General features: G+C 69.7%; 23 protein-coding genes. 11 read left to right on the top strand and 12 right to left on the bottom strand.

The genetic code is table 11. The features are described from left to right. The coding region (locus tag VF592_RS05635) for an NAD-dependent succinate-semialdehyde dehydrogenase (protein ID WP_331004637.1) at positions 1-1,153 on the top strand (1,153 nt) is incomplete at its 5' end. A gap of 10 nt (positions 1,154-1,163) precedes the next feature. Beyond that, positions 1,164-2,807, top strand: coding sequence for a thiamine pyrophosphate-binding protein (locus VF592_RS05630; RefSeq protein ID WP_331004636.1), 1,644 nt, complete (start codon positions 1,164-1,166; stop codon positions 2,805-2,807). Positions 2,808-2,813: 6 nt separating this feature from the next. Here VF592_RS05630 and VF592_RS05625 read toward each other — a convergent pair whose 3' ends face one another. Genes VF592_RS05625 through VF592_RS05595 form a run of 7 tightly spaced genes read right to left on the bottom strand, consistent with a single transcriptional unit; the run spans position 2,814 to position 10,423 of the window. Beyond that, a complete protein-coding gene (locus tag VF592_RS05625) occupies positions 2,814-3,812 on the bottom strand; it encodes a UDP-glucuronic acid decarboxylase family protein (RefSeq protein WP_331004635.1) in 999 nt (332 codons plus the stop codon). Between the two features lie 26 nt (positions 3,813-3,838). Beyond that, entirely contained in the window at positions 3,839-4,915 is a 1,077-nt protein-coding gene (locus VF592_RS05620; protein WP_331004634.1) for a CgeB family protein, read from the bottom strand. Beyond that, complete coding sequence (locus VF592_RS05615) at positions 4,912-6,000, bottom strand: CgeB family protein (RefSeq protein ID WP_331004633.1); 1,089 nt, start codon at positions 5,998-6,000, stop codon at positions 4,912-4,914. Before VF592_RS05615 ends, VF592_RS05620 begins: the two co-directional genes overlap by 4 nt. After that, positions 5,997-7,100: a CgeB family protein gene (locus tag VF592_RS05610; RefSeq protein WP_331004632.1), complete on the bottom strand. Its 1,104-nt coding sequence runs from the start codon at positions 7,098-7,100 to the stop codon at positions 5,997-5,999. The genes VF592_RS05615 and VF592_RS05610 overlap by 4 nt, the downstream gene beginning before the upstream one ends. Beyond that, the gene (locus tag VF592_RS05605) at positions 7,097-8,197 is read right to left on the bottom strand and encodes a glycosyltransferase family 4 protein (protein WP_331004631.1); all 1,101 of its coding nucleotides are present in this window, start codon (positions 8,195-8,197) and stop codon (positions 7,097-7,099) included. Before VF592_RS05605 ends, VF592_RS05610 begins: the two co-directional genes overlap by 4 nt. Next, entirely contained in the window at positions 8,194-9,258 is a 1,065-nt protein-coding gene (locus VF592_RS05600) for an NAD-dependent epimerase/dehydratase family protein (RefSeq protein ID WP_331004630.1), read from the bottom strand. Before VF592_RS05600 ends, VF592_RS05605 begins: the two co-directional genes overlap by 4 nt. Positions 9,259-9,307: 49 nt before the next feature. Then, entirely contained in the window at positions 9,308-10,423 is a 1,116-nt protein-coding gene (locus tag VF592_RS05595) for an NAD-dependent epimerase/dehydratase family protein (RefSeq protein ID WP_331004629.1), read from the bottom strand. Positions 10,424-10,626: 203 nt separating this feature from the next. Between VF592_RS05595 and VF592_RS05590 the strand changes: the two genes are divergently transcribed. Genes VF592_RS05590 through VF592_RS05580 form a run of 3 tightly spaced genes read left to right on the top strand, consistent with a single transcriptional unit; the run spans position 10,627 to position 12,928 of the window. After that, the gene (locus VF592_RS05590) at positions 10,627-11,223 is read left to right on the top strand and encodes a histidine phosphatase family protein (protein ID WP_331004628.1); all 597 of its coding nucleotides are present in this window, start codon (positions 10,627-10,629) and stop codon (positions 11,221-11,223) included. Beyond that, positions 11,223-12,014 carry a TIGR04290 family methyltransferase gene (locus VF592_RS05585; RefSeq protein WP_331004627.1) on the top strand — a complete coding sequence of 264 codons (792 nt, stop codon included), beginning with the start codon at positions 11,223-11,225 and terminating at the stop codon, positions 12,012-12,014. The genes VF592_RS05590 and VF592_RS05585 overlap by 1 nt, the downstream gene beginning before the upstream one ends. Further along, positions 12,011-12,928 carry a glycosyl hydrolase gene (locus VF592_RS05580; protein WP_331004626.1) on the top strand — a complete coding sequence of 306 codons (918 nt, stop codon included), beginning with the start codon at positions 12,011-12,013 and terminating at the stop codon, positions 12,926-12,928. Before VF592_RS05585 ends, VF592_RS05580 begins: the two co-directional genes overlap by 4 nt. 4 nt (positions 12,929-12,932) lie before the next feature. Here the strand turns inward: VF592_RS05580 and VF592_RS05575 are convergent, their stop codons facing one another. Next, on the bottom strand, positions 12,933-13,454 hold the full coding sequence (locus VF592_RS05575; RefSeq protein WP_331004625.1) for a DUF1003 domain-containing protein: 522 nt from the start codon (positions 13,452-13,454) through the stop codon (positions 12,933-12,935). 72 nt (positions 13,455-13,526) lie between these two features. Between VF592_RS05575 and VF592_RS05570 the strand changes: the two genes are divergently transcribed. Together VF592_RS05570 and VF592_RS05565 are read left to right on the top strand one after the other, a co-directional pair. Beyond that, entirely contained in the window at positions 13,527-14,483 is a 957-nt protein-coding gene (locus VF592_RS05570; RefSeq protein ID WP_331004624.1) for an MDR/zinc-dependent alcohol dehydrogenase-like family protein, read from the top strand. Then, a complete protein-coding gene (locus tag VF592_RS05565; RefSeq protein ID WP_331004623.1) occupies positions 14,480-15,451 on the top strand; it encodes a Gfo/Idh/MocA family oxidoreductase in 972 nt (323 codons plus the stop codon). The genes VF592_RS05570 and VF592_RS05565 overlap by 4 nt, the downstream gene beginning before the upstream one ends. Positions 15,452-15,565: 114 nt before the next feature. On the opposite strand, the gene fghA is transcribed toward VF592_RS05565, so the two are convergent. Further along, entirely contained in the window at positions 15,566-16,399 is an 834-nt protein-coding gene (fghA, locus tag VF592_RS05560; RefSeq protein WP_331004622.1) for an S-formylglutathione hydrolase, read from the bottom strand. Between the two features lie 14 nt (positions 16,400-16,413). Next, a complete protein-coding gene (locus VF592_RS05555; protein ID WP_331004621.1) occupies positions 16,414-17,160 on the bottom strand; it encodes a Crp/Fnr family transcriptional regulator in 747 nt (248 codons plus the stop codon). A gap of 311 nt (positions 17,161-17,471) precedes the next feature. Between VF592_RS05555 and VF592_RS05550 the strand changes: the two genes are divergently transcribed. Genes VF592_RS05550 through VF592_RS05540 form a run of 3 tightly spaced genes read left to right on the top strand, consistent with a single transcriptional unit; the run spans position 17,472 to position 20,135 of the window. Further along, positions 17,472-18,350 carry a CDP-alcohol phosphatidyltransferase family protein gene (locus VF592_RS05550; protein ID WP_331004620.1) on the top strand — a complete coding sequence of 293 codons (879 nt, stop codon included), beginning with the start codon at positions 17,472-17,474 and terminating at the stop codon, positions 18,348-18,350. Further along, a complete protein-coding gene (locus tag VF592_RS05545) occupies positions 18,350-19,441 on the top strand; it encodes an inositol-3-phosphate synthase (protein WP_331004619.1) in 1,092 nt (363 codons plus the stop codon). The genes VF592_RS05550 and VF592_RS05545 overlap by 1 nt, the downstream gene beginning before the upstream one ends. 1 nt (position 19,442) lies before the next feature. Beyond that, positions 19,443-20,135, top strand: coding sequence for an NTP transferase domain-containing protein (locus tag VF592_RS05540; RefSeq protein ID WP_331004618.1), 693 nt, complete (start codon positions 19,443-19,445; stop codon positions 20,133-20,135). A 6-nt stretch (positions 20,136-20,141) separates the two neighbouring features. On the opposite strand, the gene VF592_RS05535 is transcribed toward VF592_RS05540, so the two are convergent. Then, entirely contained in the window at positions 20,142-22,481 is a 2,340-nt protein-coding gene (locus VF592_RS05535) for a putative bifunctional diguanylate cyclase/phosphodiesterase (RefSeq protein ID WP_331004617.1), read from the bottom strand. Continuing rightward, complete coding sequence (locus VF592_RS05530) at positions 22,478-23,071, bottom strand: methylamine utilization protein (RefSeq protein ID WP_331004616.1); 594 nt, start codon at positions 23,069-23,071, stop codon at positions 22,478-22,480. The genes VF592_RS05535 and VF592_RS05530 overlap by 4 nt, the downstream gene beginning before the upstream one ends. A gap of 101 nt (positions 23,072-23,172) precedes the next feature. Here VF592_RS05530 and VF592_RS05525 point away from each other — a divergent pair. After that, a partial coding sequence (locus tag VF592_RS05525; RefSeq protein WP_331004615.1) for a DUF3034 family protein occupies positions 23,173-23,737 on the top strand: 565 nt, incomplete at its 3' end.

Genomic DNA, 23,737 nt, shown 5'->3' with positions numbered 1-23,737 from the left:
CGAACAGGGCAAGCCCATCGCCGAGGCGCGCGGCGAGGTCGCGGGGTCCGCGCAATTGTTCGACTGGTACGCCGAGGAAGCGAAGCGCGCCTACGGCCGCGTGCTGGTGCGCCCTACCGGGCAACGCTCGATCGTGCTGCGCCAGCCGGTCGGCCCGGTGGCGGCGCTCAGCCCCTGGAACTTCCCGGTCTACCTGCTCGCCAAGAAGCTCGCTCCCGCGCTGGCGGCCGGCTGTTCGGTGATCGCCAAGCCGCCCGAGGAGACACCGGGCTGCACGAGCGCCTTTTTCGCCTGCCTCGTCGATGCGGGGCTGCCGGCCGGGGTGGCGCAGCTCGTCTTCGGGGTGCCCGATCAGGTGTCGCGTCACCTGATCGCCTCGCCGGTGATCCGCAAGGTCAGCTTCACCGGGTCGGTGCCGGTCGGCAAGCATCTGCTGAAGCTCGCGGCCGAGGGCGTGAAGCGGACGACGATGGAGCTGGGCGGGCACGCGCCCGTGCTGATCTTCGCCGATTGCGATCTGGAAAAGACGCTGGACATGGTCGTGCCGCAGAAATTCCGGAACGCCGGCCAGGTCTGCGTGTCGCCGACGCGCTTCTATGTCGAGGAGCCGATTTACGACGCCTTTCTGCGCGGCTTCGCCGAGCGGGCGGCGAAGGTTGCGGTGGGCGACGGGATGATGCCCGACACCCGCATGGGCCCGCTCGCCAACAGGCGCCGCCCCGACGCGATTGAGGCATTGGTGAACGACGCTACCGCCAGGGGCGCGCGGACGCTGGCCGGGGGCGAACGGATGGCGGACGGCTATTTCTTCCAGCCGACCCTCCTCGCCGACGTGCCGGTCGAGGCGGACATCATGTCGAACGAGCCGTTCGGGCCCGTCGCGGTGACGCGATCGTTCCGGGACATGGACGAGGCGGTCGACCAGGCGAACCGCCTCCCCTATGGCCTGGCCGCCTTCGCTTTCACCGAGAATGGCCGGCGCGCAAATATGCTCGGCGACGCGATCGAGGCGGGAATGGTCGGGATCAACAGCTTCGCCATCTCGGTTCCCGACGCGCCCTTCGGCGGTGTGAAGCAGTCCGGCTTCGGCAGCGAGGGCGGGATCGAGGGTTTCGACAGCTATTGCGTCACCAAGGCGATCCACCAGGCATGAGGACCGGGACATGAGAACAGGCGGGCGTATCCTCGTCGACCAGTTGGTGGCCCAGGGTTGCGAGCGGGTCTTCACCGTGCCGGGCGAGAGCTTCCTCGCGGTGCTCGACGCGCTCCACGACACCCCCGCGATCGAATTGGTGACCTGCCGTCAGGAGGGCGGCGTCGCCTTCATGGCCTGCGCCGACGGCACGCTCACCCACCGCCCCGGCATCGCCTTCGTGACGCGCGGCCCCGGCGCGACCAATGCGTCGATCGGCGTCCATGTCGCGATGCAGGACTCGCAGCCGATGATCCTGTTCATCGGCGACATCGACCGCGGCACCCGCGACCGCGAAGCCTTTCAGGAAGTCGATTTCCAGGCGATGTTCACGCCGCTCGCGAAATGGGCCGCCCGCATCGACGACGCGCGGCGCATCCCCGAATATGTCGCGCGGGCTTATGCCACCGCGATGAACGGCCGGCCGGGACCGGTCGTGCTGGCGCTGCCTGAGGACATGCTGCTCGACGCGGTGGAGGCGGTGGACCGGCCGCGGGTGGAGCGGGTCAACCAGATGCCCGGCCCGGATGCCATCGCGCAGGTGCACGAAATATTGCGGTCGGCGCAGGCTCCGATTGCCATCGTCGGTGGCGCCGGTTGGGATATGGCTGCGAGCGCAGCATTCGACAGTTTCGCCAGGCGTTGGGACATTCCGGTCGCTTGTGCGTTTCGTCGTCAGGACTCGATGCCCAACGCCAAAGGGAGATGGGCGGGCAACCTGGGCTATGGCCCGAACCCGAAGCTGGTTCAGCGCATCCGCGACGCCGATGTACTTTTGGTGGCCGGTCCACGGCTCGGCGAAGCAACGACCGACGGCTACACGCTCATCGCTCCCGATCATCCCGGCCAGACTCTGATCCACGTCCACCCTGATCCGGACGAACTCAATCGGACTTATCGCGCCGACATCGCGATCTGCGCGGGAATGTGGGAGGTTGGCGGCGCCTTGGCTCTGCCTGACGCGCCGCCGCTATCGGGCGACAGATGCACCGAAGCCCATGCCGAATACCTCGCCTGGTCCACCCCGGCCCCGCGCGCGGGCGTCGCGATGGACCTTGGTCCCTGCGTCGCGGCGATGCGCGAGGCGATGCCCGTGGACACGATCGTCTGCAACGGCGCGGGCAATTTCTCGGGGTGGTGGCACCGCTACTGGCGCTATGCCGGGCCGGGTTGCCAGTTGGCGCCGACCGCGGGCGCGATGGGCTATGGCGTCCCCGCCGCGGTCGCCGCCAAGCTGCGCCACCCGGACCGCGCCGTCGTCGCGCTGGCGGGCGACGGCGATTTCTTGATGAACGGTCAGGAACTCGCCACCGCGGTCCAGCACGGCGCCGATATCCTCGTGCTCGTCATCGACAATGGCGCCTATGGCACGATCCGCATGCACCAGGAGCGCGAATTCCCCGGCCGCGTCTCCGCCACCCGCCTGCACAACCCCGATTTCGCCGCCCTCGCCCGCGCCTATGGCTGCTGGTCGGAGACGGTCGAGCGGACGGACGAGTTCGCCCCCGCGCTCGACCGCGCGATGGCGGAGTCCGGCGTCCGGCTGCTCCACATCCGCACCGATGTGGAGGCGATCACGGCGGGCACCACGCTCGCCGCGATCAAGGCGCGCTGACCGGGGCTATTCGGCGGCGACCGCCTCGCGTTCCACCGCCAGCTCCTCGGCGAACCAGGCACAGGTCTTCGCCAATCCCTCGTCCAGCGACACGCGCGGGCTCCAGCCCAGCAGGTCGCGCGCGCGGGTGATGTCGGGGCGGCGGCGACGCGGATCGTCCTGCGGCAGCGGCCGATGGACCAGCGCGTTGCGCGTGCCCGTCATCGCCACGATCCGATCGGCGAGGTCGCCCACGGTGAGTTCCAGCGGGTTGCCGAGATTGACCGGTTCGGTGCCGTCGATGTCGGATTCCATCAGCCGGATCAGCCCGTCGACCAGGTCGGAGACGTAGCAGAAGCTGCGCGTCTGGCTGCCGTCGCCATAAATGGTGATCGGCCGGTCGGACAGCGCCTGGCAGATCAGGTTCGACACCACCCGCCCGTCATCGGGGTGCATGTTCGGACCATAGGTGTTGAAGATGCGCGCCACGCGCACCTCGGCGCGGTTCATGCGCGCATAGTCGAAGGTCAGCGCCTCGGCGGCGCGCTTGCCCTCGTCGTAACAGGCGCGCGGGCCCGTGCAGCTCGTCGATCCGCGATAATCTTCGCGTTGAGGATGGACCTCCGGGTCGCCGTAAACCTCGCTCGTCGAGGTGAGGAGGAAGCGCGCCCGCGCCTGTTCCGCCAGGCGGAGCAGGTGATGGGTGCCGACCACGTTGGTGAGCATCGTATGCTCGGGGTCGGCCTGATATTGCGGCGGCGACGCGGCGCAGGCGAGGTTGTAGATGCGGGTGATCCGGTGCGCCTGCTCGGTCACCGCGGTCGGCAGCGGGTTGACGATGTCGCCCTCGACGAAGCGGAAACCGGGGCGGCCTTCGAGCAGGCGCAGGTTCGACGACCGCGCGGTCTGAAGATTGTCCAGGCACAGGACCTGATGGCCCTCCGACAGGAGTCGCAGGGTGAGGTGCGAGCCGATAAAGCCCGCGCCGCCCGCGACCAGGATCAGCTCGCCATCGGATCGTGCCATCTTGTCCTCTCCCATCTTTGTTGCCGTCATGCCGCCGCGACCTCGGCGCGGCGGCGTCGGGTCGCCGCTTCGTTCAGATGGGCTTCCAGCTCGGCCGCGCGGCTGGTCGCGGTATGGGCCTGGAGCACACGCGCGCGCGCCGCCTCGCCCAGCGCGCGCGCCGGAGCGTCGTCGAGCGCGCCGATCACGTCGGCCGCGGTGTCGGCCAGCACCATCTCGCGACCGGGCGCGAACAAGGTGTCGAGGCCGTCCCACCGGTCCGAGATGATCGGTGTCGCGCAGGCGGCGGCCTCGAACAGGCGCACCGAGGGGGACCAGCCGGCCGCGATCATGTCGGCGCGCGTGACGTTCAGCGTCCAGCGTGAGGCGGAGTAGAAGTCCGCATGCTCGCTCGGCGGCAGGTGGTCGATGCGCTCGACGTTCGACGGCCAGTCGATGCCACCCGGATATTGCGGTCCGGCGACCACGAAGCGCAGCTCGGGGCGGGCGCGGGCGGGCTCGACCAGCAGCCGGTCGAGCGTCGGCTGACGATCGGGGCTGTAGGTGCCGAGATAGGACAAATCCCAACGCTTAGGCACGTCCGCCGGGCGGTAGGCGTCGGCGTCGACCGAGCAGTAGAGCGCGCGGGCGGCGGGGGAGCCATAGTCGCGCTCGATGCGGGCGAGCGTGGGGCCGCCGGTGAAGGACAGATACAGGTCATAGCCGGGGATCAGGTCGGGCGAGAGATATTCGAAGTCGCCGCGCGCGAGTTTGGCGAGGGTGACGGGGGTGTCGATGTCGTAAAAGGCCGCCAGCCCCGCCGTCTCCTGGACGAAATGCGCCACCGCCACGCCGTCGGGAACGTAGGAACCGACGATCACCGCGTCGGCCTCGGCGATCTCGGGCGTGAAGCGGGCTAGGTCGTCCACGTCCGCGTAGAAGCAAAGCGAGCACCAGTCGGGATCGGCCAGGTCGCGCTGCGTCGCGTACCAAGGCACGTCGCGCTCGAGGAACAGCACGTCGTGCCCGCGCGCCGCGAAGGCCTTCAGGAGCGCGCGGTAGGTGGTCGCGTGGCCGTTGCCCCAGGAGGAGGACAATGACAGGCCGAGGACGACGAGCTTCACGCCGCCTCCCTCGCACGGGCGCCATGCTCCTGGAACAGCGCATGGACCTGTTCGCCGCGAAGCGCATAGGTGTGCTCGGCGAGGACGCGCTTCAGCGCCGCCCGGCCGATGCTCCGCGCGCGATCGGGGGTGAGCGCGGCGAGATGGTCGGCGACGTCCTGCCCGTCACGGGCGACCAGCACCTCGCGGTCGGGAGTCAGGAATTGCTCGATCCCCTCCCATGCGTCGGTGATGAGGCAGGCGGCCGCGCCCGCCGCCTCGAACACGCGGGTCGCGGGGCTGAAGCCGATATGCGCCATCGAATCACGCGCGACGTTGAGGACGGCCGCCGGGGTGCAGTTGAAGGCGTTGTGCTCGGCCGTATAGACATGGCCGCGGTGGCGGACATTGCCGGGCATGTCCTTGGTCTCCCAGCCATTGCCCCCGATCAGGAAGCGACGATCGGGGAGCGCGGCGGCGGCGCGCAGGAAGAATTCCTCGACCCGCGCCTCGCGATCGGGCAGCCGGTTGCCCAGGAATGCCAGGTCGCAGGCGAAGCGCTCGTCGGGGGCGACCGGGTGGTGCGTCTGCGGATCGAGGGCGTTGTAGACGGGGATGCACCGCGCCGCGCCGAAACCCGCATAGGCGTTCACGACGGGCGGGCCGCCGCCATAGGTCAGCACCATGTCGAGATGCGGAAGCGCGGCAGTGACGGGGTGATCGGGATCGGCGCGCATCTCGTCGAGCGTCGCGGCGGCGTCGACGTCCCAGAAGATCTTGAGCGCACCGGGCCGCGCATGGGCGACGATGCCCGCGATCAGCTCGCGGTCGAATACCCCCACGCCGCTCGCCTTGACGACGATGTCGGCGCGCGGCGCCTCGGCGAGCACCGAGGCCAGCCCTTCGGCCGTCGCGGGGTAGACGACGACCCTGGCGTAGGGCGGCGGATCGATGTCGCGGTGCTGCTGGCGATCGAAGGCCTCGGGTTCGTAGAAGGTGATGTCATAGCCATGACCCGCCAGCGCGCGCAGGATGCCGCGATAATAGGTGGCGGCGCCGTTCCAATAGGAGGAAAGCAGGCTCGATCCGTAGAATGCGATCTTCAAGCGGCGGTCCTTTGGGTCTGGTCCAGCTGGGCGATGACGGCCAGCAGCTCGTCGGCGCGGTGAGCGCAGGTATGGCGGGCGCGGATCGTCTCCAAGCCATGGGCGGCCAGGGTGGCGCGAAGCTGCGGGTCGTGAACGATGTCGCGAAGCCGGTCGGCCATCCCGTCGCCGTCGCTCACGCTCAGGAAATCGCCCGGCCGGAACAGCCCCTCGCTGTCCGACCAGGGGGCTGAGAGGAGCGGAATGCCGCAGGCCAGCGCCTCGAACACGCGGATGGTCGGGATGCCGGGCAGGATCGTCGCATAATAACGGCGCGGCACATGGATCGTCGCCAGGTGCCCCGCGAAGATCGCTGGCGCGCGGGCATTGGCCGCCCAGCCATGATAACGGGCGCCGTGCCGCGCGAGCATCGCCTGGGCCTCGTCGGGGTAGCGCACACCGTAGATGTCGAGCGGCAGGCCGACCTGCGCCGCGGGGGCGAGGAGAAAGCGTTCCAGCTCGGCGGTGCGTTCGCCGTCGCCCCAATTGCCGATCCAGACCAGCCCCTCGCGCGCGCCTTCCTGCTCGGGCGGGTGGAAAAGGCGCGTGTCGGCGGCCTCGTGCCACGTCCACACCCGGCCGCCCCAGCCCCAGCGGCGATAGACGTCGGACAGCGCCTCGCCGAAGGCGAGCACGCCGTCATAGCCCGACAGGTCGAAGGCGCGGATCGCGTCGGGGTCGCTGACGGCGCGGTGATGCGTGTCGTGGAACAGCAGCTTGAACCGACCGCCCGCGATGCGGAGCCGGCCGATCGCGGCGACCAGCGCGGGCTCGTTCCATTCATGGACGATCACCACGTCCGCGTCGTCGATCAGCTGCTCGGGCGATGCGTCGGCGGCGAAGCTCGTCGAGGACAGATCGGGATAGGCCGCGCGATAGGCGTCGAGCCCCGCCTCGCCCGCGTCGGCCAGCAGGTTGGCGAGGCTCCAACTACCTTCCGGCTCATAGGCGCGGACGTCATGGCCGCGCGCGATCAGCTCGCGCAGGACGCCGCGTAGGAAATGCGCATTGCCATGGTTCCAGCAACTGGCGAGCGAATGGGTGAAATAGGCGATCCTCACGCGGCCGCCTTCCGCACGGGCAGCAGGCGGGCGTAGCGCGCGGCCATGGCGGCGGCGATCGCCTCCGGCGTGTAGCGGGCGGCGCGGTCGCGAGCCGCCTGGGCCAGCGACCCGCGGCGGTCGGAGTCGGCGAGCAGCGCCTCGACAGCGGCGGCGATCATCGCATCGTCGCGCGCCGGCACGAATACCGCCGCGCCGTCCCACAACTCGCGAAAGGTCGCGATGTCGGACAGGACGAGCGCGCAGCCGGCCGACGCCGCTTCGAGCACCGCGAGACCGAAGGGCTCGAAGCTGGTCGCCGACACGAAGATCGGGCGGTCCGCCAGCTCGGCCGCGAGCGCGTCGGCCGACAAGGTGCCGAGGAGCTGGAGATGGCCGGGACTGACGGTCTCGCCATGCGGACCGGTCGCCGGGCCGGCGGCGCGGAACGGCACCGACAGGCGCTCGGCGGCCCGGTCGAGGACGGCGGTGTTCTTGACGCCGTCCCACAGGCGGCCGGCGGTGAAGGCGTGCGGGGCCGGCGTCCCCTGCCCCGCACGGCCCGACGCGCGGCCGTTATGCACCGCGACCGGGGCGGTCGGGAGCGCATAAGTGCGCTGGAGGTCGGCCGCGAAGGCGCTGCTGGGCGCGACGGCGAGGTCGGCCGCGAGGAGTCCGGCGCGCATCAGATCGGCATGCCAGCGGTAAGCCGGGTCGGGCGTGGTGCCATGGGCGGCGTTCCACCAGGTCGCGGTGCAGCCATGCGCGACGGCGATCACGGGCACCGGGAAGTGGGCGGCCGCGGCCAGCGTCGGCGAGTTAAGCTGGACGAGGTCGGCGCCCAGGTCGCGTGCGAGGTCGGCGATCGCCCGACCGGCGGCGAGCACGGGGCCGGGACTATCGCTCAGCCAGTCGAGGGGAAGGCCGGTGTGGATGACCGCGATCTCCCCCTCGCCGTCGGATAGAGCAAGAAGGGAAAGTTGATCCGCGGTCGGCGCGGGCCCGAGCACCGCCAGAACCGTCTCCACCCCGTGCGGGCGGAGCGCGCGCGCGAGTTCGGCGGCATATTGCCAGACGCCGCCCACGCTGTCGGCGGTCATCAGCAGCCGAGTCGTCATGACGCCATCGCCCTTGCCTGCCCGACGGGCGCGTTGAGGCGGCGTTCGGCGGCGAGCCAGCGGGCGAGTTCGGCAACGCCCTCGCGCCAGCCGACCTTGGGCGCCAGGCCGAGCTCGCGCTCCGCCAGGCGTGTATCGGCGACGAAGTAACGCTGGTCGCCCGCGCGCCAGTCGGAGAAGCTCAGATCGACCTCGCGCCCGGTCAGGTCGCCGATATGCGCCAGGAGCTGACGCAGCGACACGGCGTTGGCCGGGCCGCCGCCGAGGTTGAAGGCACGCCCCCCGACCTCGCCGATCCGCCGCCATGCCTGGACATAAGCGTCGACGGCGTTGGACACGTCCAGGATATCGCGCACCTGGTGACCGTCGCCGTACAGGGTGATCGGCTTGCCCTCCAGCGCGCGGATCAGGAAATGGGCGACCCAGCCCTGGTCCTCGGTCCCCATCTGCCCGCGGCCATAAATGCAGCTCATCCGCAGCACCGCGGTCGGCACGCCGAAGCTGCGGGCGTAATCGAGCACATATTGATCCGCCGCGCCCTTAGACACGCCGTAAGGGGTGTGGAAGTCCAGCGGCCGCGCCTCGCCGATGCCGTGCGCGCGGACCGCGGCGTCGGTCGGGACATAGGCCTCGCCCTCCAGCGCGAAGTCGAGGTCGGTCAGGTCGCCGTAAACCTTGTTGGTCGACGCGAAGATCAGCGGCGTCGCGTTGCCCCGTGCGCGCAAGGCTTCGAGGATGTTGAGCGTGCCGAGAATGTTGATCTCGAAATCGTCGCGCGGGTCGAGCATAGAGGTGGTGACCGCGACCTGCGCGGCAAGGTGGAACACGGCCCGGACGTCGGCGGCCGCGCCGGCGAGCTTCTCGCGGTCACGGATGTCGCCGATGACGACCTCGACCTGCTCGCCGTGGCGGTCCTGCAGCCAGCGCAGGTTGCGCTCGACCCCGTCGCGGGCGAGCGCGTCGTAGACGCGGACGCGGTGACCCTCGGACAGAAGGCGGTCGGCGAGGTTGGAGCCGATGAACCCCGCCCCGCCGGTGATGAGGATGGGCGCGTCGATCACCTGATACTCCGCGAGCTTTTCTCGGGAAGGATCAAGAAGGAAGTGCCGCTCACGCCACCAGCCCTCTTGCTTCCAGTTCCGCGCGCATCTGTTCGACGCGGTCGGGGGCGGTCTGGACGGCGACCCACTCGGCGAGCTCGGCCAGGCCCTCGCCGAAATCCTGCCGCGCGCGGAAGTCGATGCGCTCGGCCGCGAGCGTCGTGTCGCAGAAACAGTGGCGGATGTCGCCGATGCGAGCCTTGCCGACGATCTGCGGCGCGATATCGTTCTTGCCCATGGCGCGGGCCAGTTCGGTCGCGACCTCGGTCACCGAGCGATGGTGGCCCGAGCCGATGTTGAACGTGCCCCCTGCCGCCTGGGGCAGGAACAGCGCGTCGGCGAACGCGCGCGCCACGTCGGTGACATGGACGAAGTCGCGCCGCTGCTCGCCATCCTCGAAGATCATCGGCTGCTGGCCGTTGAGGAGGCGCGACGCGAAGATGGCGAGGACGCCCGTATAGGGGTTGGAGAGCGCCTGGCCGGGGCCGTAGACGTTGAACAGCCGCAGGCACACGCCCTCCATGCCATAGGGCGCGGCCATGATATGCGTGGTGCGCTCCTGAACATATTTGTTCAGCGCGTAGATCGAGGAAAGGTTGGGCCGCTTCCACTCGGGCGTGGCGACCGCGGTCAGCGGACGGCCGGCCGTATCGACGGGTTCCCAATTGGTCAGCCCGTCCTTCAGCCCGTGGCGCTCGGCGTCCTGGACCAGTTCGCCCTCGGCGTCGCGATAAAGCCCCTCGCCGTAGATGGACATGGACGAGGCGGTGACGACGCGGCGGACGGGGTGGTCGATCAGCCTCTCGAACAGCACGGCGGTGCCGACATCGTTGGTCGAGGTATAGCGTTCGACCTCGTACATCGACTGGCCGACCCCGACCTCGGCGGCGAGGTGCACGACCGAGTCGACGCCGTTCAGTGCCTTTGCGACCGCGTCGCCGTCGCGCACGTCCGCGCGGATCAGTTCGGCTTCGGCGTCGAGCATCTTCGACCCGTCGACATGGCCATGGACCTGTTCGATCAGGCTGTCGAGGACGCGCACCTTGTGGCCGCGCTTCAGCAATTCGGAGGTGACGAAGCGGCCGATGAACCCCGCGCCGCCAGTGATCAGGACGGTCTCGCTCACGCCCTTGCCTCAACGGCTTGTGTGTAGCCACCCTTGCGGTCCACCACCGATCGCGTCATGCATCCCCCTGTTCGACGTCTCGCCTCCGTAACGAGGCATCTTCTTCTTTGTTCCTTGTAAGTAGAAGCTGCCGGAACTCCAAGCCGTCCCGCGCGTCCTTGCCGCCACGACCGGCGCGCTGTCCGGTCGAGAGGGGCAAGTTCTTGGCGGCGACGCTGATCCTGGTGCGGCACGCCGCGCACATTCATCTGAACCGAATCCTGTCGGGCCGAATGCCGGGCGTCGCGCTCAGCGACGCGGGCCGTGTCCAGGCGTCGCGGCTGGCGACACGGCTGGCGACGCGGGGCGTGGATCTCGTCCGATCGAGCCCGCTCGACCGGGCGCAGGCGACGGCGGCGGCGATCGCGGCGGCGGCGGGGGTGGCGGTCGAAACGGCTGCGGGACTCCAGGAAATCGATTTCGGCGCGTGGACCGGGCTGCGCTTCGACGAGCTGGCGGGCGATGCCGAGTGGGACCAGTGGAACGCGCGGCGCTCGGCCGCCCGCCCGCCCGGCGGCGAATCGATGGGCGAGGCGCAGGCGCGGATCGTGGCGCATCTGGACGCGGTCGCGCGCGACCATGCGGGCCGGACGATCGTGCTGGTCAGCCACGCCGACATGATCCGCGCCGCGGTCGCGCATGCGATCGGGCTGAATCTGGACAATCTGCTCCGCTTCGATATCGACCCCGCATCCGCGACCACGCTGGTGTGGGGCGATAGCTGGGCGCGACTGACCATGTTGAACGAACGGGAGGATTGATGGCGATCGCCGCATTGCGTGACGAGGTGGAGGCGCTGGCGCCCTGGTTCCACAATATCGATCTGGGGAACGGCATCCGCACCGCGCCCGACCATTTCCTGGGTGACTATCCGCAGTTCAAGTTCGACCGGTTCGCGGACGCGCTGCCCGCCGACCTGACGGGTAGATCGGTGCTCGACATCGGCTGCAACGCCGGCTTCTACTCGGTCGAGATGAAGCGGCGCGGCGCTTCGCGCGTGCTGGGGATCGACGCGGACGATCGGTATCTGGCGCAGGCTCGGCTGGTCACGCGCGAGCTGGGGTTTGAGGGTGTCGAATTCGCCAAGCTCGACGTCTACGATGTCGGCGCGCTCCAAGAAAAGTTCGACCTCGTCGTGTTCATGGGGGTGCTCTATCACCTGCGACATCCGCTGCTCGCGCTGGACCTGATCCGCGAGCATGTCGTCGGCGAGGACGGCCTGATGCTGTTCCAGACGATGCAGCAGGGATCGAACGCGCAGATGGACGTGCCCGAGGACCATCCCTTCTACGAGCCCGAGACCTTCACCCCGCCGCGCTATTTCGACGATCCCGCCTATCCCAAGATGCACTTCATCGAGCGGCGTTTCTCGGGCGACTGGACCAATTGGTGGGCGCCCAACCGCGCCTGTTCGGAAGCGATGCTGCGCGCGGCGGGCTTCGCGGTCGAGGCGCGGCCGGAGAACGACGTGTATCTATGCCGCGCGGCCCCCGTGCCGTACGGCGAATGGGGGCCGACCGCGGTCTATCCGGCGCGAGGAGCAGCAGCGTGATCGAAGCCGCGATGATCTGGAACGAGCCCAACAACAAATCGCATTGGGACCCGGCGATCGACCCCGACTGGTCGATCTTCGCCGACACGGTACGGCGCACGGGCGCGGCGATCCGCAGCGCCAACCCGGCGGTCACGCGCGTGCTGGGCGGCATGTCGCCGATCGACCCGCTCTGGGTGAAACGGCTGGAGGGGCATGGCTGCCTGGACGCGGTCGACGTTATCGCGGTGCACGGCTTTCCGCTCGACTGGAATTTGTGGTCGATCCACGAATGGCCGAACAAGATCGCGGAGATCGAGGCGGTCACGGACAAGCCGGTCTGGGTGACCGAGGTCGGGGTCGGATCGTTCGGGGCGGAGGAGGTCCAGGTGTTCGGCGTCCAGAAGACCGCCGAGCTGCTGATCGGGCGCGTGCCGCGCGTTTTCTGGTATTCGTTGTTCGACCTGCCGATGGAATGGGGCGCCACCACGCGCCACCGCGAGGCGGAGGGTTCGAGCTATTACCGCCATTTCTACATGGGGCTGATCCGCCCCGACGGGACGCCCAAGCCCGCGCTCGACGATTATGCCAAGGTCGCGGGCGAGATGGGGCTGATGCAGTGGTTCCATCACGAGGACCCACGCCTCGACGACGCCGTCACGTGGATGAAGCGTCTGGGCACCCGGAAGCTGCGCACGGGGCTGAGCTGGGCCGACAGTTTCCGGCCCAACGCGACCGACTGGTTCGACCGGCAGATCGATGCGCTCGCCGACTTCGACGTCACGCTAACCTTCTGCTTCACGCCGGAGCATCTGGGAATCGAGCCGCACCATACCAGCCCGGCGCGCGATCCGCAGCAATTCGCGGATTTCTGCGCCTGGGCGATCGATCGCTATGCGCCGGCCGGCGCCGGGCAGGCGACCGCTGCGGAGTGAGACGTCACCCTTTCGCGTCCTGCTTCTCCAGCGCGTCGAGCACGACCTCCGGACTGACATTCTCCGCGATCTCGTCCATGTCGGGCGAGCGCGCGGGGATGTCGAGCTTCTCGGCGATCTTCGCGACGAGTTCGGCCAGCTTGGACAGTTCATGTTCGGCGAGTAGGTTGATGTGGAGGTCGAGATCGGCGCGGCGGTCGGCGACCTCGGCCATGCGGTTCTGGCTGATGAGCACGAAGGTCGACAGGAAGATCGCCTCCACCGACGCGATCATGGCCAGCACCACGAAACTCTCGTCGAACGGCGCCAGGCCGGGTGTCCAGCCAAGATTGATCACGATCCAGCCGCCGAACAGCAGGAGGTGGAGCGCCACGAACAGCATCGAGCCGGTGAAGCCGGTGACCCGGTCGGCGATGCGGTCGCTGAGGGGCGCGGCGCGCTTCTCCTCGCGGCGCCGCCGCGTCAGCCGGTCGATATTGTCGGCCAGCGTTTCGGTCATTCCCGGCGGCGCGTGCTTGTCCGTCATTCGCAATCCCTGATCGTTCAACTCCGGATTGAACGCATATCCTCCTGAAAGGTCACCGAAGTGAGCCACGTCATGCAGGCCGCCATCCTCGACGCGCCCGCCACCCTGCGCATCGCGCAAGTCGCGATCCCCGAACCCGGTCCGGGCGAGCTGCGCATCCGGCTGGAGGGGTGCGGCGTGTGCGCGTCGAACGTCGAGCCCTGGGAAGGCCAGCCCTGGTCGAGCTTTCCCGGCGAGCCGGGCGGGATGGGGCATGAGAGCTGGGGCGTGGTCGACGCCGTCGGCGCGGGCGTGACCGAGCCGGCGGTGGGCGACCGCGTGGTGGCGTTGTCGGGCAAGAGCTACGCCGAGTATGACCTGGCGCGCGCGGACATGACGGTGACGCTGCCCCCGAAACTGGCGGGGCGGCCCTTTCCCGGCGAGCCGATCGGCTGCGCGATGAACATCTTTCGCCGGTCGGACGTGCAGGCCGGGCAGACCGTGGCGATCGTCGGAATCGGCTTTCTGGGGGCGATTCTGTGCCGGCTGGCGACCGACGCGGGCGCGCGGGTGATCGCGATCTCGCGCCGCGAGTCCTCGCTGGCGCTGGCGCGGAGCTATGGCGCGGCCGAGACGATCCCCATGCACGACCACCACGCGATCATCGCCCGCGTGCGGGAGATGACGGGCGGGCGCGGATGCGAGCGGGTGATCGAGGCGGTGGGCAAGCAATGGCCGCTCGACCTGGCGGGCGAACTGGTTTCAGAGGGCGGACGGCTGGTCATCGCGGGCTATCACCAGGAAGGGCCGCGCCAGGTATCGATGCAGATGTGGAACTGGAAGGGCATCGACGTGGTCAACGCGCATGAGCGCGACCCCGCGGTGCAGATGCGCGGGCTGCGGGAGGCGGTCGACGCGGTGGCGAGCGGGCGGATCGATCCGGCCGCGCTGTACACGCACCGCTATCCGCTGGACCGGCTGGGCGAGGCGCTGGCGGCGACGCGCGACAAGCCCGATGGGTTCGTCAAGGCGCTGGTGACCTTCTCGTGAAGCCCCGTCTCGGATTTCTCGGCGTGGGCTGGATCGGCCGCGACCGCATGGCGGCGATGCTGGCGACGGGGCTGGTCGAGGCCGCCGCCATCGCCGATCCCTCGGCCGAAATGGTGGCGGGGGCGGCGAAGCTCGCGCCGGACGCCACGGTGGTCGAGGGGCTCGACGCGATGCTGGCGCTGGGGCTCGACGGCGTGGTGATCGCGACGCCGTCGGCGCTCCATGCCGCCCAGTCGATCCGGGCGCTGGAGGCGGGCGTGGCGGTGTTCTGCCAGAAGCCGCTGGGACGCGACGCCGCCGAGGCACGCGCGGTGGTCGACGCGGCGCGCAAGGCCGACCGGCTGCTCGCGGTCGATTTCTCCTACCGCCATACGAGCGGCATGGCCGCGGTCGCCGAGCTGGTCCGATCGGGCGAATTGGGACGCGTCTTCGCGGTCGATCTCGTCTTCCACAACGCCTATGGCCCGGACAAGCCATGGTTCTACGACCGCGCCCGATCGGGCGGCGGGTGCGTGATGGATCTGGGCGTCCATCTGGTCGATCTGGCGATGTGGAGCCTCGGCGCGGACACGGCGAGCGACGTCCATGCGCAACTGTTCGCGGGCGGCGAGCGGCCGGCGGGCGACGCGGTCGAGGATTATGCGGTCGCGCAGATGACGATCGGCGGCGCGGCCGTGCGCCTCGCCTGTTCCTGGCGGGTCCATGCGGGCGTCGATGCCGAGATCGGGGCGACCTTCTACGGCACGGACGGCGGCGCGGCGTTCCGTAACATCGGCGGCTCCTTCTACGATTTCGAGGCGACCCGGTTTCGCGGCACCGCGCGCGAACCGCTGGCGAGCGTGCCCGAGGCCTGGGGCGGACGCGCGGCGGCGGACTGGGCACGGCGGCTGGCCGAGGGCGCGCGCTTCGATCCGGTGGCGGCGGAGATCGTCGCGGTCGCGCGGGTGCTGGACGCGATCTACGCCTGATCTGCTCCTCCCCTCCCGGGTCGGGGGTGGATGGACGTGAGAACGCTCACGCCATATCAACCCGTATCCCGTCGACCCACCCCCTGCCCCTCCCTGTTCCAGGGAGGGGTGAGGTTATTTCTTCAGCCGTTCGGCGTGCCAGGCGATATGGTCGGGCATGAAGGTCGCGACGAAATAATAGCTATGGTCGTAGCCGGGCTGCATCCGCAGCGTCAGCGGGATGCCCGCCGCGGCGCAGGTCGCCCGCAGCAGCTCGGGGCGGAGCTGTTCGGCGAGGAACTGATCGGCCTCACCCTGGTCGACGAGCAGGTCGGGGACACGCGCGCCTGCGGCGATCAGCGCGCAGGCGTCATAATCGTGCCAGGCGGCGCGGTCCGCGCCCAGATAGCCCGAAAGCGCCTTTTCGCCCCAGGGCACCTGCGCGGGCGCGACGATTGGGGCGAAGGCGGAGATGCTACGAAACCGGGCGGGGTCGCGCAGGCCGATGGTGAGCGCGCCGTGCCCGCCCATGGAATGGCCGGTGATCCCCTGCCGCGTCATGTCGACGGGAAACGCGGCGGCGATCAGCGCGGGCAGCTCCTGCTCGAGATAGGCCCGCATCCGGAAATGCGCGGCCCAGGGCACCTCGGTCGCATCGAGGTAGAAGCCCGCGCCCTGGCCGAAGTCGTAGGCGGGGTCGTCGGGAACCTCTTCGCCGCGCGGCGAGGTGTCGGGCGCGACGAAGATCACGCCGTGGTCGCTACAGGCGGCGCGATATTCGCCCTTGTCGGTGACATTGGCATGGGTGCAGGTCAGCCCCGACAGATACCAGAGCACCGGCAGGCGCGCGCCGGGCTCGTGATCGGGCACGAACACGGAAAAGGTCATGGGGGTGCCGGTCGCACTCGACCGGTGGCGATAGACGCCCTGCGTCCCGCCATGGGCGCGGTTGGTGCCGAGCGTTTCCATCGGCTCCGCCTGCATCAGGCGGCCAGCGCGGTCGGGCCGGGCAGCCAGTCGGTCTGCACGGTGGCATAGCGGTCGACGAAGCCGGTGAACGCGACCAGTTCGGCCTCGTTGACGATGCGTACGCGGCGCGCATTGCGTTCGATCATCCCGCGCCGCTCCATCTCGCCCAGCGTCCGGTTGACGTGCACCTTGGTCAGCCCGACCGCGTCGCCGATGTCCTTTTGCGTGAGCGGCAGGTCGAACGATTCGATCACACCGCCCGCCGTGACGCGCAGCCGCGCCAGAATATCGAGAAGCAGAGTCGCCAGCCGCTCGATCGCGTCGGTGCGGCCGATCGAAGCGAGCCGGTCGCACATCGCGACATTCTCCGCCGCCGCCATCGCGTAGAGCAGCCCGGCGAGCCGCGGCTGCGCTTTGAAGATGCGGCCCAGATTGACCTTGGACAATTCGGACACGACGCAGTCGGACACGGCGGTCAGCGTGTTGGCGGCCTGGCTCCAGGCGATGCTCGACGTGCCGATCAGGTCGCCGGGATAGTGGAAGCGCAGGATCTGACGACCGCCCGACTTCAGTTCGATCGACGAATGGAGCCATCCCTGTTGGACGACATAGAGCTGGTCGACGCCCCCGCCCTGTTCCATCAGCACCATGCCCGACGGCACGCGGACCTCGCGGCGCTCGGCCCAATCGAGCGCGTCGCGCTCCTCCTCGGTCAGCGACAGATAGCGTTCAAGGCGGCTGGTGAGGGCGCTGCGGCGCATAGGCTTCTCTCTCCCGTACGGTAAGCGCATCGCGTTCCGTACCATTGGTGAAACGACCTGGAAACGATCTCGTTGCATGAACGGTTCACCGCAAGGTTATCATCTGGGCGCGAACCTTATAACGTAAGGGTGTTTCGGATTGCCCGATCGCTCCCGCCATATGACTGACCACGATGATAATGATCCATTGATTATCAGCCAATTTCCGTCGGGCCGAGACGTAGCCGATTCGGCGCTATTCCGTCCGCCCTGGGAGCGGTGCCGGTTAGGCGCTTGTCCCGGCGCGGTTTTACGGGCAATGTTGCCGCATCATGACACCTCCTCCCCCGGATGGATCGCGCGACCGCCGGATCGAGGATCCCACCAATCTCCACCTGATCCATCCGGCGGCGCGGCGGCTGCTTCCCCATGCGTTGCGGGCCGGGATATCGGCGAACGCCGTGTCGGTCACGGGGCTCGGCATCGGCTTGGCCGCCGCGGCGGCGTTCGGGGCCTGGACCGATTGGCGCGCGAGCGTGGCCGGGTTGCTGCTCGCGGTCGCCTGGCTGATCGCGGACGGGCTGGACGGGATGATCGCGCGCGCGACCGGGACCGCCAGTCCGCTCGGCCGGACGTTGGACGGGCTGTGCGATCACGGCGTGTTCGTCCTGATCTATGTCGCGGTCGCGCTGTCGATCGGCACCGTCCAGGGATGGGCGCTGGCGGCCGTCGCGGGCGTCGCCCATGCGGTGCAGTCGAGCCTGTACGAGGGGGAGCGCGCGCGCTTTCACCGACGCGTCGGGCGTGCGCCGCGCCCGTCCTCCACCCCGCCGAGCGGCAACATGCTGGTACGCGTTTATGACGGCGTCGCGTTCGGCATCGATCGTCTGACGGCGCGCTTCGACGCGGCGCTGGAGGCGCCCGAGGGGGCCCGGCTCGCCGCAGACTATGGCGAGCGGGCGGTGGCGCCGATGCGGCTGCTGGCGCTGCTCACCGCCAATATGCGCGTGCTCGCGCTGTTCGGGGCCTGCCTGCTCGGCCGGCCCGAAGCCTTTTGGTGGATCGAGATCGGTCCCATGACTTTGGTTGCCATTGCCGGCATCGCGTGGCACCGGCGCGTCGAGGCGCGGCTGCTGCGGCGCGCGCACCCCCTTCACCCGCCCCGGGACCTGGGCGCGGGTGCCATTTTCTCCAAGGATCAGATAGGCTGATGACAAGCATCAAGGTCGCCGTCGTGGGTATCGGCAATTGCGCGAGCTCGCTCGTGCAGGGTCTGGCGCATTACCGCGAGGGGGCGAACGACCAAACGGGGCTGATGCATTACGACATGGGCGGATATCGCCCGTCGGACATCGAGGTCGTCGCCGCCTGGGACATCGACCGACGCAAGGTCGGGCTCGATGTGGCGGAAGCCATCTTCGCCAAGCCCAATTGCACCGCGGTCTTCTGCCCGACGGTCGAGGCGACGGGCGCGGTCGTCAGGATGGGCCGCGTGCTCGACGGTTTCGCCGAGCATATGGCCGATTTCAAGGACGACAGGACCTTCCTGCTCGCCGACTTGGCGGAACCCACCAAGGACGAGGTGGTCGCCGAGCTGCGCCGCACCCGCGCGGACGTGCTGATGAACTATCTACCCGTGGGCAGCCAGGAAGCGACCGAATTCTACGCCGAATGCGCGCTGGAGGCCGGCGTCGCCTTCGTCAACAACATCCCCGTCTTCATCGCGTCGAACCCGGTCTGGGCCAAGAGGTTCGAGGATGCGGGGGTGCCGATCATCGGCGACGACATCAAGGCGCAGCTCGGCGCGACGATCGTGCACCGCGTGCTGACCGACCTGTTCGCCAAGCGCGGCGTGAAGCTCGATCGCACCTATCAGCTCAACACCGGCGGCAATACCGACTTCCTGAACATGTCGAACCACCGGCGGCTCGAATCGAAGAAGATCAGCAAGACCGAGGCGGTCCAGTCGGTCGCGGCCGAGCGGCTGGACGACGACAATGTCCATATCGGGCCGAGCGACTATGTGCCCTGGCAGAACGACAACAAGGTCTGCTTCCTGCGGATGGAGGGACAGCTCTTCGGCGGGGTCCCGATGAATCTGGAGCTGCGACTGTCGGTGGAAGACAGCCCCAATTCGGCGGGTGTCGCGATCGACATGATCCGCTGCGCCAAGCTGGCGAGCGACCGCGGGCTGAAGGGGCCGATCGACGCGGCTTCCGCCTATTTCTGCAAGCATCCGCGCACCCAGATGACCGACGACATCGCCCAGCTGGAAGTCGAGAAGTTCATCGAAGCCGCCTGACGTGATCGACACCGCGATCCTGCTCGCGGCGGGGGAAGGCAGCCGGCTCAGGGGCGCGACCCCGCTCAAGCCGCTTTGCCCGGTCGCGGGGCGGACGCTGATCGACCATGCGCTGACCGGACTCGGCGCGGCGGGGATCGTCCGCGTGGTGGTCGTCACCGGCTATGGCGCCGAGACGATCGAGGCCTATCTACGCGCCCGCGAATGGCCGGTGGCGGTGGAGACGGTACGGTCGCGCGACTGGCGGCTGCCTAACGGCGTGTCGGTGCTCGCCGCCGCGCCGCTCGTCGCGGGCGAGGCGTTGCTGGCGATGTGCGACCATCTGGTCGTCCCCGCCCTATACCGCCGCATGGCCGAGGCGGGCGCGGGCGCCGGGATCAGGCTGGGCGTCGACCGGCGGCTGGGGCACCCGTTCGTCGACCCCCTGGACGTGACCTGCGTCGCGACGCAGGACGACCGCATCGTCGCGATCGGCAAGGGGCTGGATCCGCATGACTGCTACGATACGGGCGTGTTCGCGGTCGGCCCCGCCTTGTTCGACGCGCTCGGGCGGGCGCCCGCACCGTCACTGACCGACGGCGTCCGCGCGCTCGCCGCGCGCGGGACCGCGCGGGTCGTCGATTGCAGCGATCTCGACTGGATCGACGTGGACGACCCCGCGGCGCTGGCGGAGGCGGAGCGGCTGGTCGCCTGACGCGGCCTAGGCCGCCCGGCTCGCCTCGCGGCCGAGCAGCCCCGCCACCCCCTCGCCGTCGACGGGGCGGCTGAACAGATAACCCTGGATGCTGCCGCAGCCCTGTTGGCGCAGGCGGGCCAGCTGTTCGGGTTCCTCGACGCCCTCGGCGGTGATGTCCATGTGGAGCGCCCCCGCCAGGTCCACGATCGCGCGGACGATCGCCGCCGCGCTCGCGTCGTTGGCGACGTTGGTGACGAAGCTGCGGTCGATCTTGAGCTTGTCGAACGGGAAGGAGCGCAGATAGCTGAGCGACGAATAGCCCGTCCCGAAATCGTCGAGCGCCACCCGGACGCCCAGCGCGCGCAGCGAGTGGAGCAGCGCGACCACCGGCCCTTCCCCGTCCAGGAACACCGATTCGGTGATCTCCACCTCCAATCGCCTGGGCGCGATGCCGCTACGCGACAGCGCCTGCGCCAGCACGCTCGCGAAACCGGCATGGCGGAACTGGATGGGCGAGACGTTGACCGCGACCCGCACATCGTCGGGCCAGGTCGCGGCGAAGCGGCAGGCCTCGTGCAGCACCCATTCGCCGATCGGGACGATCAGCCCCGTCTCCTCGGCCACGGGGATGAACTCGACCGGCGACACCAGCCCGCGCGTCGGGTGGTTCCAGCGGAGCAGCGCCTCGAACCCGCCGATGCGGTCCGAGCTTAGGTCGACGATCGGCTGGTAGTGGAGCACGAACTCGCCGGTCGCGATCGCGGTGCGCAGGTCGAGCTCGAGCTGGCGGCGCGCGCGGGCGGCGGCGTCGAGCGAGGGCTCGAAAAAGCGGAACGCCCCGCGTCCGTCGCTCTTGGCTCGGTAGAGCGCGAGATCGGCGTTCTTGAGCAGCTGGTCGGCGTCCTGCCCGTCATTGGGCGCCACCGCGATGCCGATGCTGACCCCGGTCGCGATGATCTGGCCGTCGATCCGCAGCGGCTCGCGTATCTGGTCGAGGATCGCCTGGGCGAGCGCGCGGGGCCGGTCGGGGTTGGGACTGCCCGCCAGCAGGATGGCGAACTCGTCGCCGCCCAGCCGCGCGACCACGCCGTCGGGCGCCGCGTCGACCAGCATGTCGCCGATGCGCCGGAGCAGCTGGTCGCCGGCCGGGTGCCCCAGCGTGTCGTTGACGGTCTTGAACCCGTCCAGGTCGAGGCAGAGCACCGCGACGGTCCCCCCGGCATGGGCGGTGAGCGCGACCGCCTGTTCCAGCGCCTGGCGCAGCGCGGCGCGGTTGGGCAGGCCGGTGAGCGAATCGTGGAACGCCATGTGCGTGATCCGGCTCTCGCGCTCGACGATGCCCGCCGACATGCGGTTGAAGCTTTCCGCCAGGCGGCCGATCTCGTCCGAACTCTCGATCGCCAGCTCGGTCCGGGCGCCGTCCTCCAGCGCGCGGGCCGCGCGGTCGAGCAGCGCCAGCGGCCGGGTGATGCCGCTGGCGAGCCTGCCGCTGCCGAACAGCACCAGCAGCAGCCCCGCCAGGCCGGTCAGCGCGATGCCGATCTGCAGCGGGCGATAGGGCGCCAGCGCCAGCGCCAGCGGATACCGGATCAGCAGCGCGGCCTCGGGCCTGCCGCCCGGCCCCGCGAGCGGCTTGACGAGCGCGAGCGCCGTGCCTTGCCGCAGGGCGAGCTTGGCCGGGGTGCGGCTCGCGCCCGGATTCGCGACCAGCGCGTCGAGCGCGTCGCTGGGTTGCAGGTCGCTGTCGGTGGGCAGCCAGCGTCCGCCTTCCGACCGCAGCACGGTGGCGGTGAGCGGGATCGCGGACAGTTTCTCCAGGGCGCGCATCTCGGCGCCGTCGAGCCGGACCGCGAACACGACCCAGCCGATCTCCGTCGGCGCCAGGATCGGCGACAGCACCAACCGATAGGCGCGTCCTCCCGCGACCGTGACCGCGCCGCGTTCGCCGGGGCCGAGCGTGAAGGGCAGCCCGGCCGCGACGCGCGCGAGCGGACCCTCGGCGCCCACCACCGCCCCGTCGAGATCGACGACCATCGCCGCCGTCACGCGGGCACGGTGGCGCAGGCTGGCGAGCGCGGAGGCGATGGTCGGCCGGTCGCCGCTCGCCACCGCCGAGCGGAAGCCGAAATCGCGCGCGAGCACGTCGGCGGTGTCGACCAGCGACCGCTCGCGCTCGGCCCAGAGCCGGTCGTGGATCTGCCCGGTGGTAGCGAGCTGCGCCTCGGTGATCCGCCGCGCGCTCCGCTCCAGCGCCAGCTGCGTCACCCCCGCGATCACCAGCAGCGCGATCGCGAACAGCCCGGCGTACAGGACGCCGAGCTTGCCGCGAAGCGTGCGGAACCGAAGGCGCGGCAGGCGGATCACCGGCCGATCGTCACCATCGTCGCATAGCCCGCCGCGCCCACCGCCACCGGCCGCGACAGGGTGTTGCCCGGCGCGCGGATCGACGGATGCCAGACGCGCATCACCGCCTGGCCCGCGGGCACGTCGCTCCAGGTCACGCGCCCGGCGGCATTGGCCTGGGCCGCGAAGGGCGTGGCGGTCACGAAGACGAACCCGCTCATCGCGTCATGGATGTTGCACCCCAGCGCGACCACGCCGGGCTTGTCGAGCACCACCGTGCGCGCCTCCTCCCGGCCGTGCAGCCGGATGTCGAACTTCTTGGGCTTGGAAAAGGAATAGACGTGGTGCCGGACCTTATCGCGGTTCGGAAAGCCGACGGCCGCCCCGACCGGCACGATCAGCACGCGCGGCTGGAACTGGATGTCGCGCTGCTCGACCATGTAGGACCCCCGCGGGGTCGGCGCGGCCCGGCCCGGCACCTCGATCGTGACCACCGCCCCGGCGAGCGGCGCCCCGGTCGGACCGTTGACGGTGATCGCGACGGGCGCGGCGGCGGCGGGGGCGGCGATCGCGATCGGGGCGAGCGCCAGCGAGGCAAGACGGTGGATCATGGTCCGGTCGCTAGGCCACCCGGCTTTGCCATGGGGTAAATGCCTGCTTCACGCGATGTTTACCATCGGCGGCTAATTCCCCCTCCCGAGAAGGACGGGTGATGAGAACGCTGCTGCTTGCGCTGATGACGATGGCCTGCGCCGCCCCCGCCGCCGCGAGCGACTGGCGCGGCGACGGCAAGCTGGTGCTGACCGACGGCATCACCACCGTCGACGGATCGGCCGGGGGGGGCATCGCGACCTGGGCGGTGATCGCGGGCAACGAGACCGAACGCGGGATCGGCGCGACCGCCCATGCATCGGGCGTGTTTCTCCCCGATTTCGACCTGGAGGCCTATGGCGTCGCGGTCGGCTTTCACGACCGGGTGGAGCTGTCCTATACCCGCCAGAGCTTCGACACGCGCGAAGCCGGCGCCGCGCTCGGGCTGGGGCGCGGCTTCACCTTCGGCCAGGACATCTACGGCGCCAAGCTGCGGCTGTTCGGCGACGCGGTGTGGGGCCAGGACACATTGCTGCCCCAGGTGACGGTCGGCGTGCAGCACAAGCGCGCGGACCGGGCACCGGTGCTTCGCGCGGTCGGCGCCGGCAAGGCGAACGGCACCGATTACTATCTGTCCGCGACCAAGGTCTTCCTGGCGCGGAGCCTGATCGTCAGCGCGACCTTGC

This window comes from Sphingomonas sp. (assembly GCF_036388435.1).
In the GTDB taxonomy this organism is placed as follows: domain Bacteria; phylum Pseudomonadota; class Alphaproteobacteria; order Sphingomonadales; family Sphingomonadaceae; genus Sphingomonas.
This window is presented reverse-complemented; position numbering and strand designations above follow the sequence as displayed.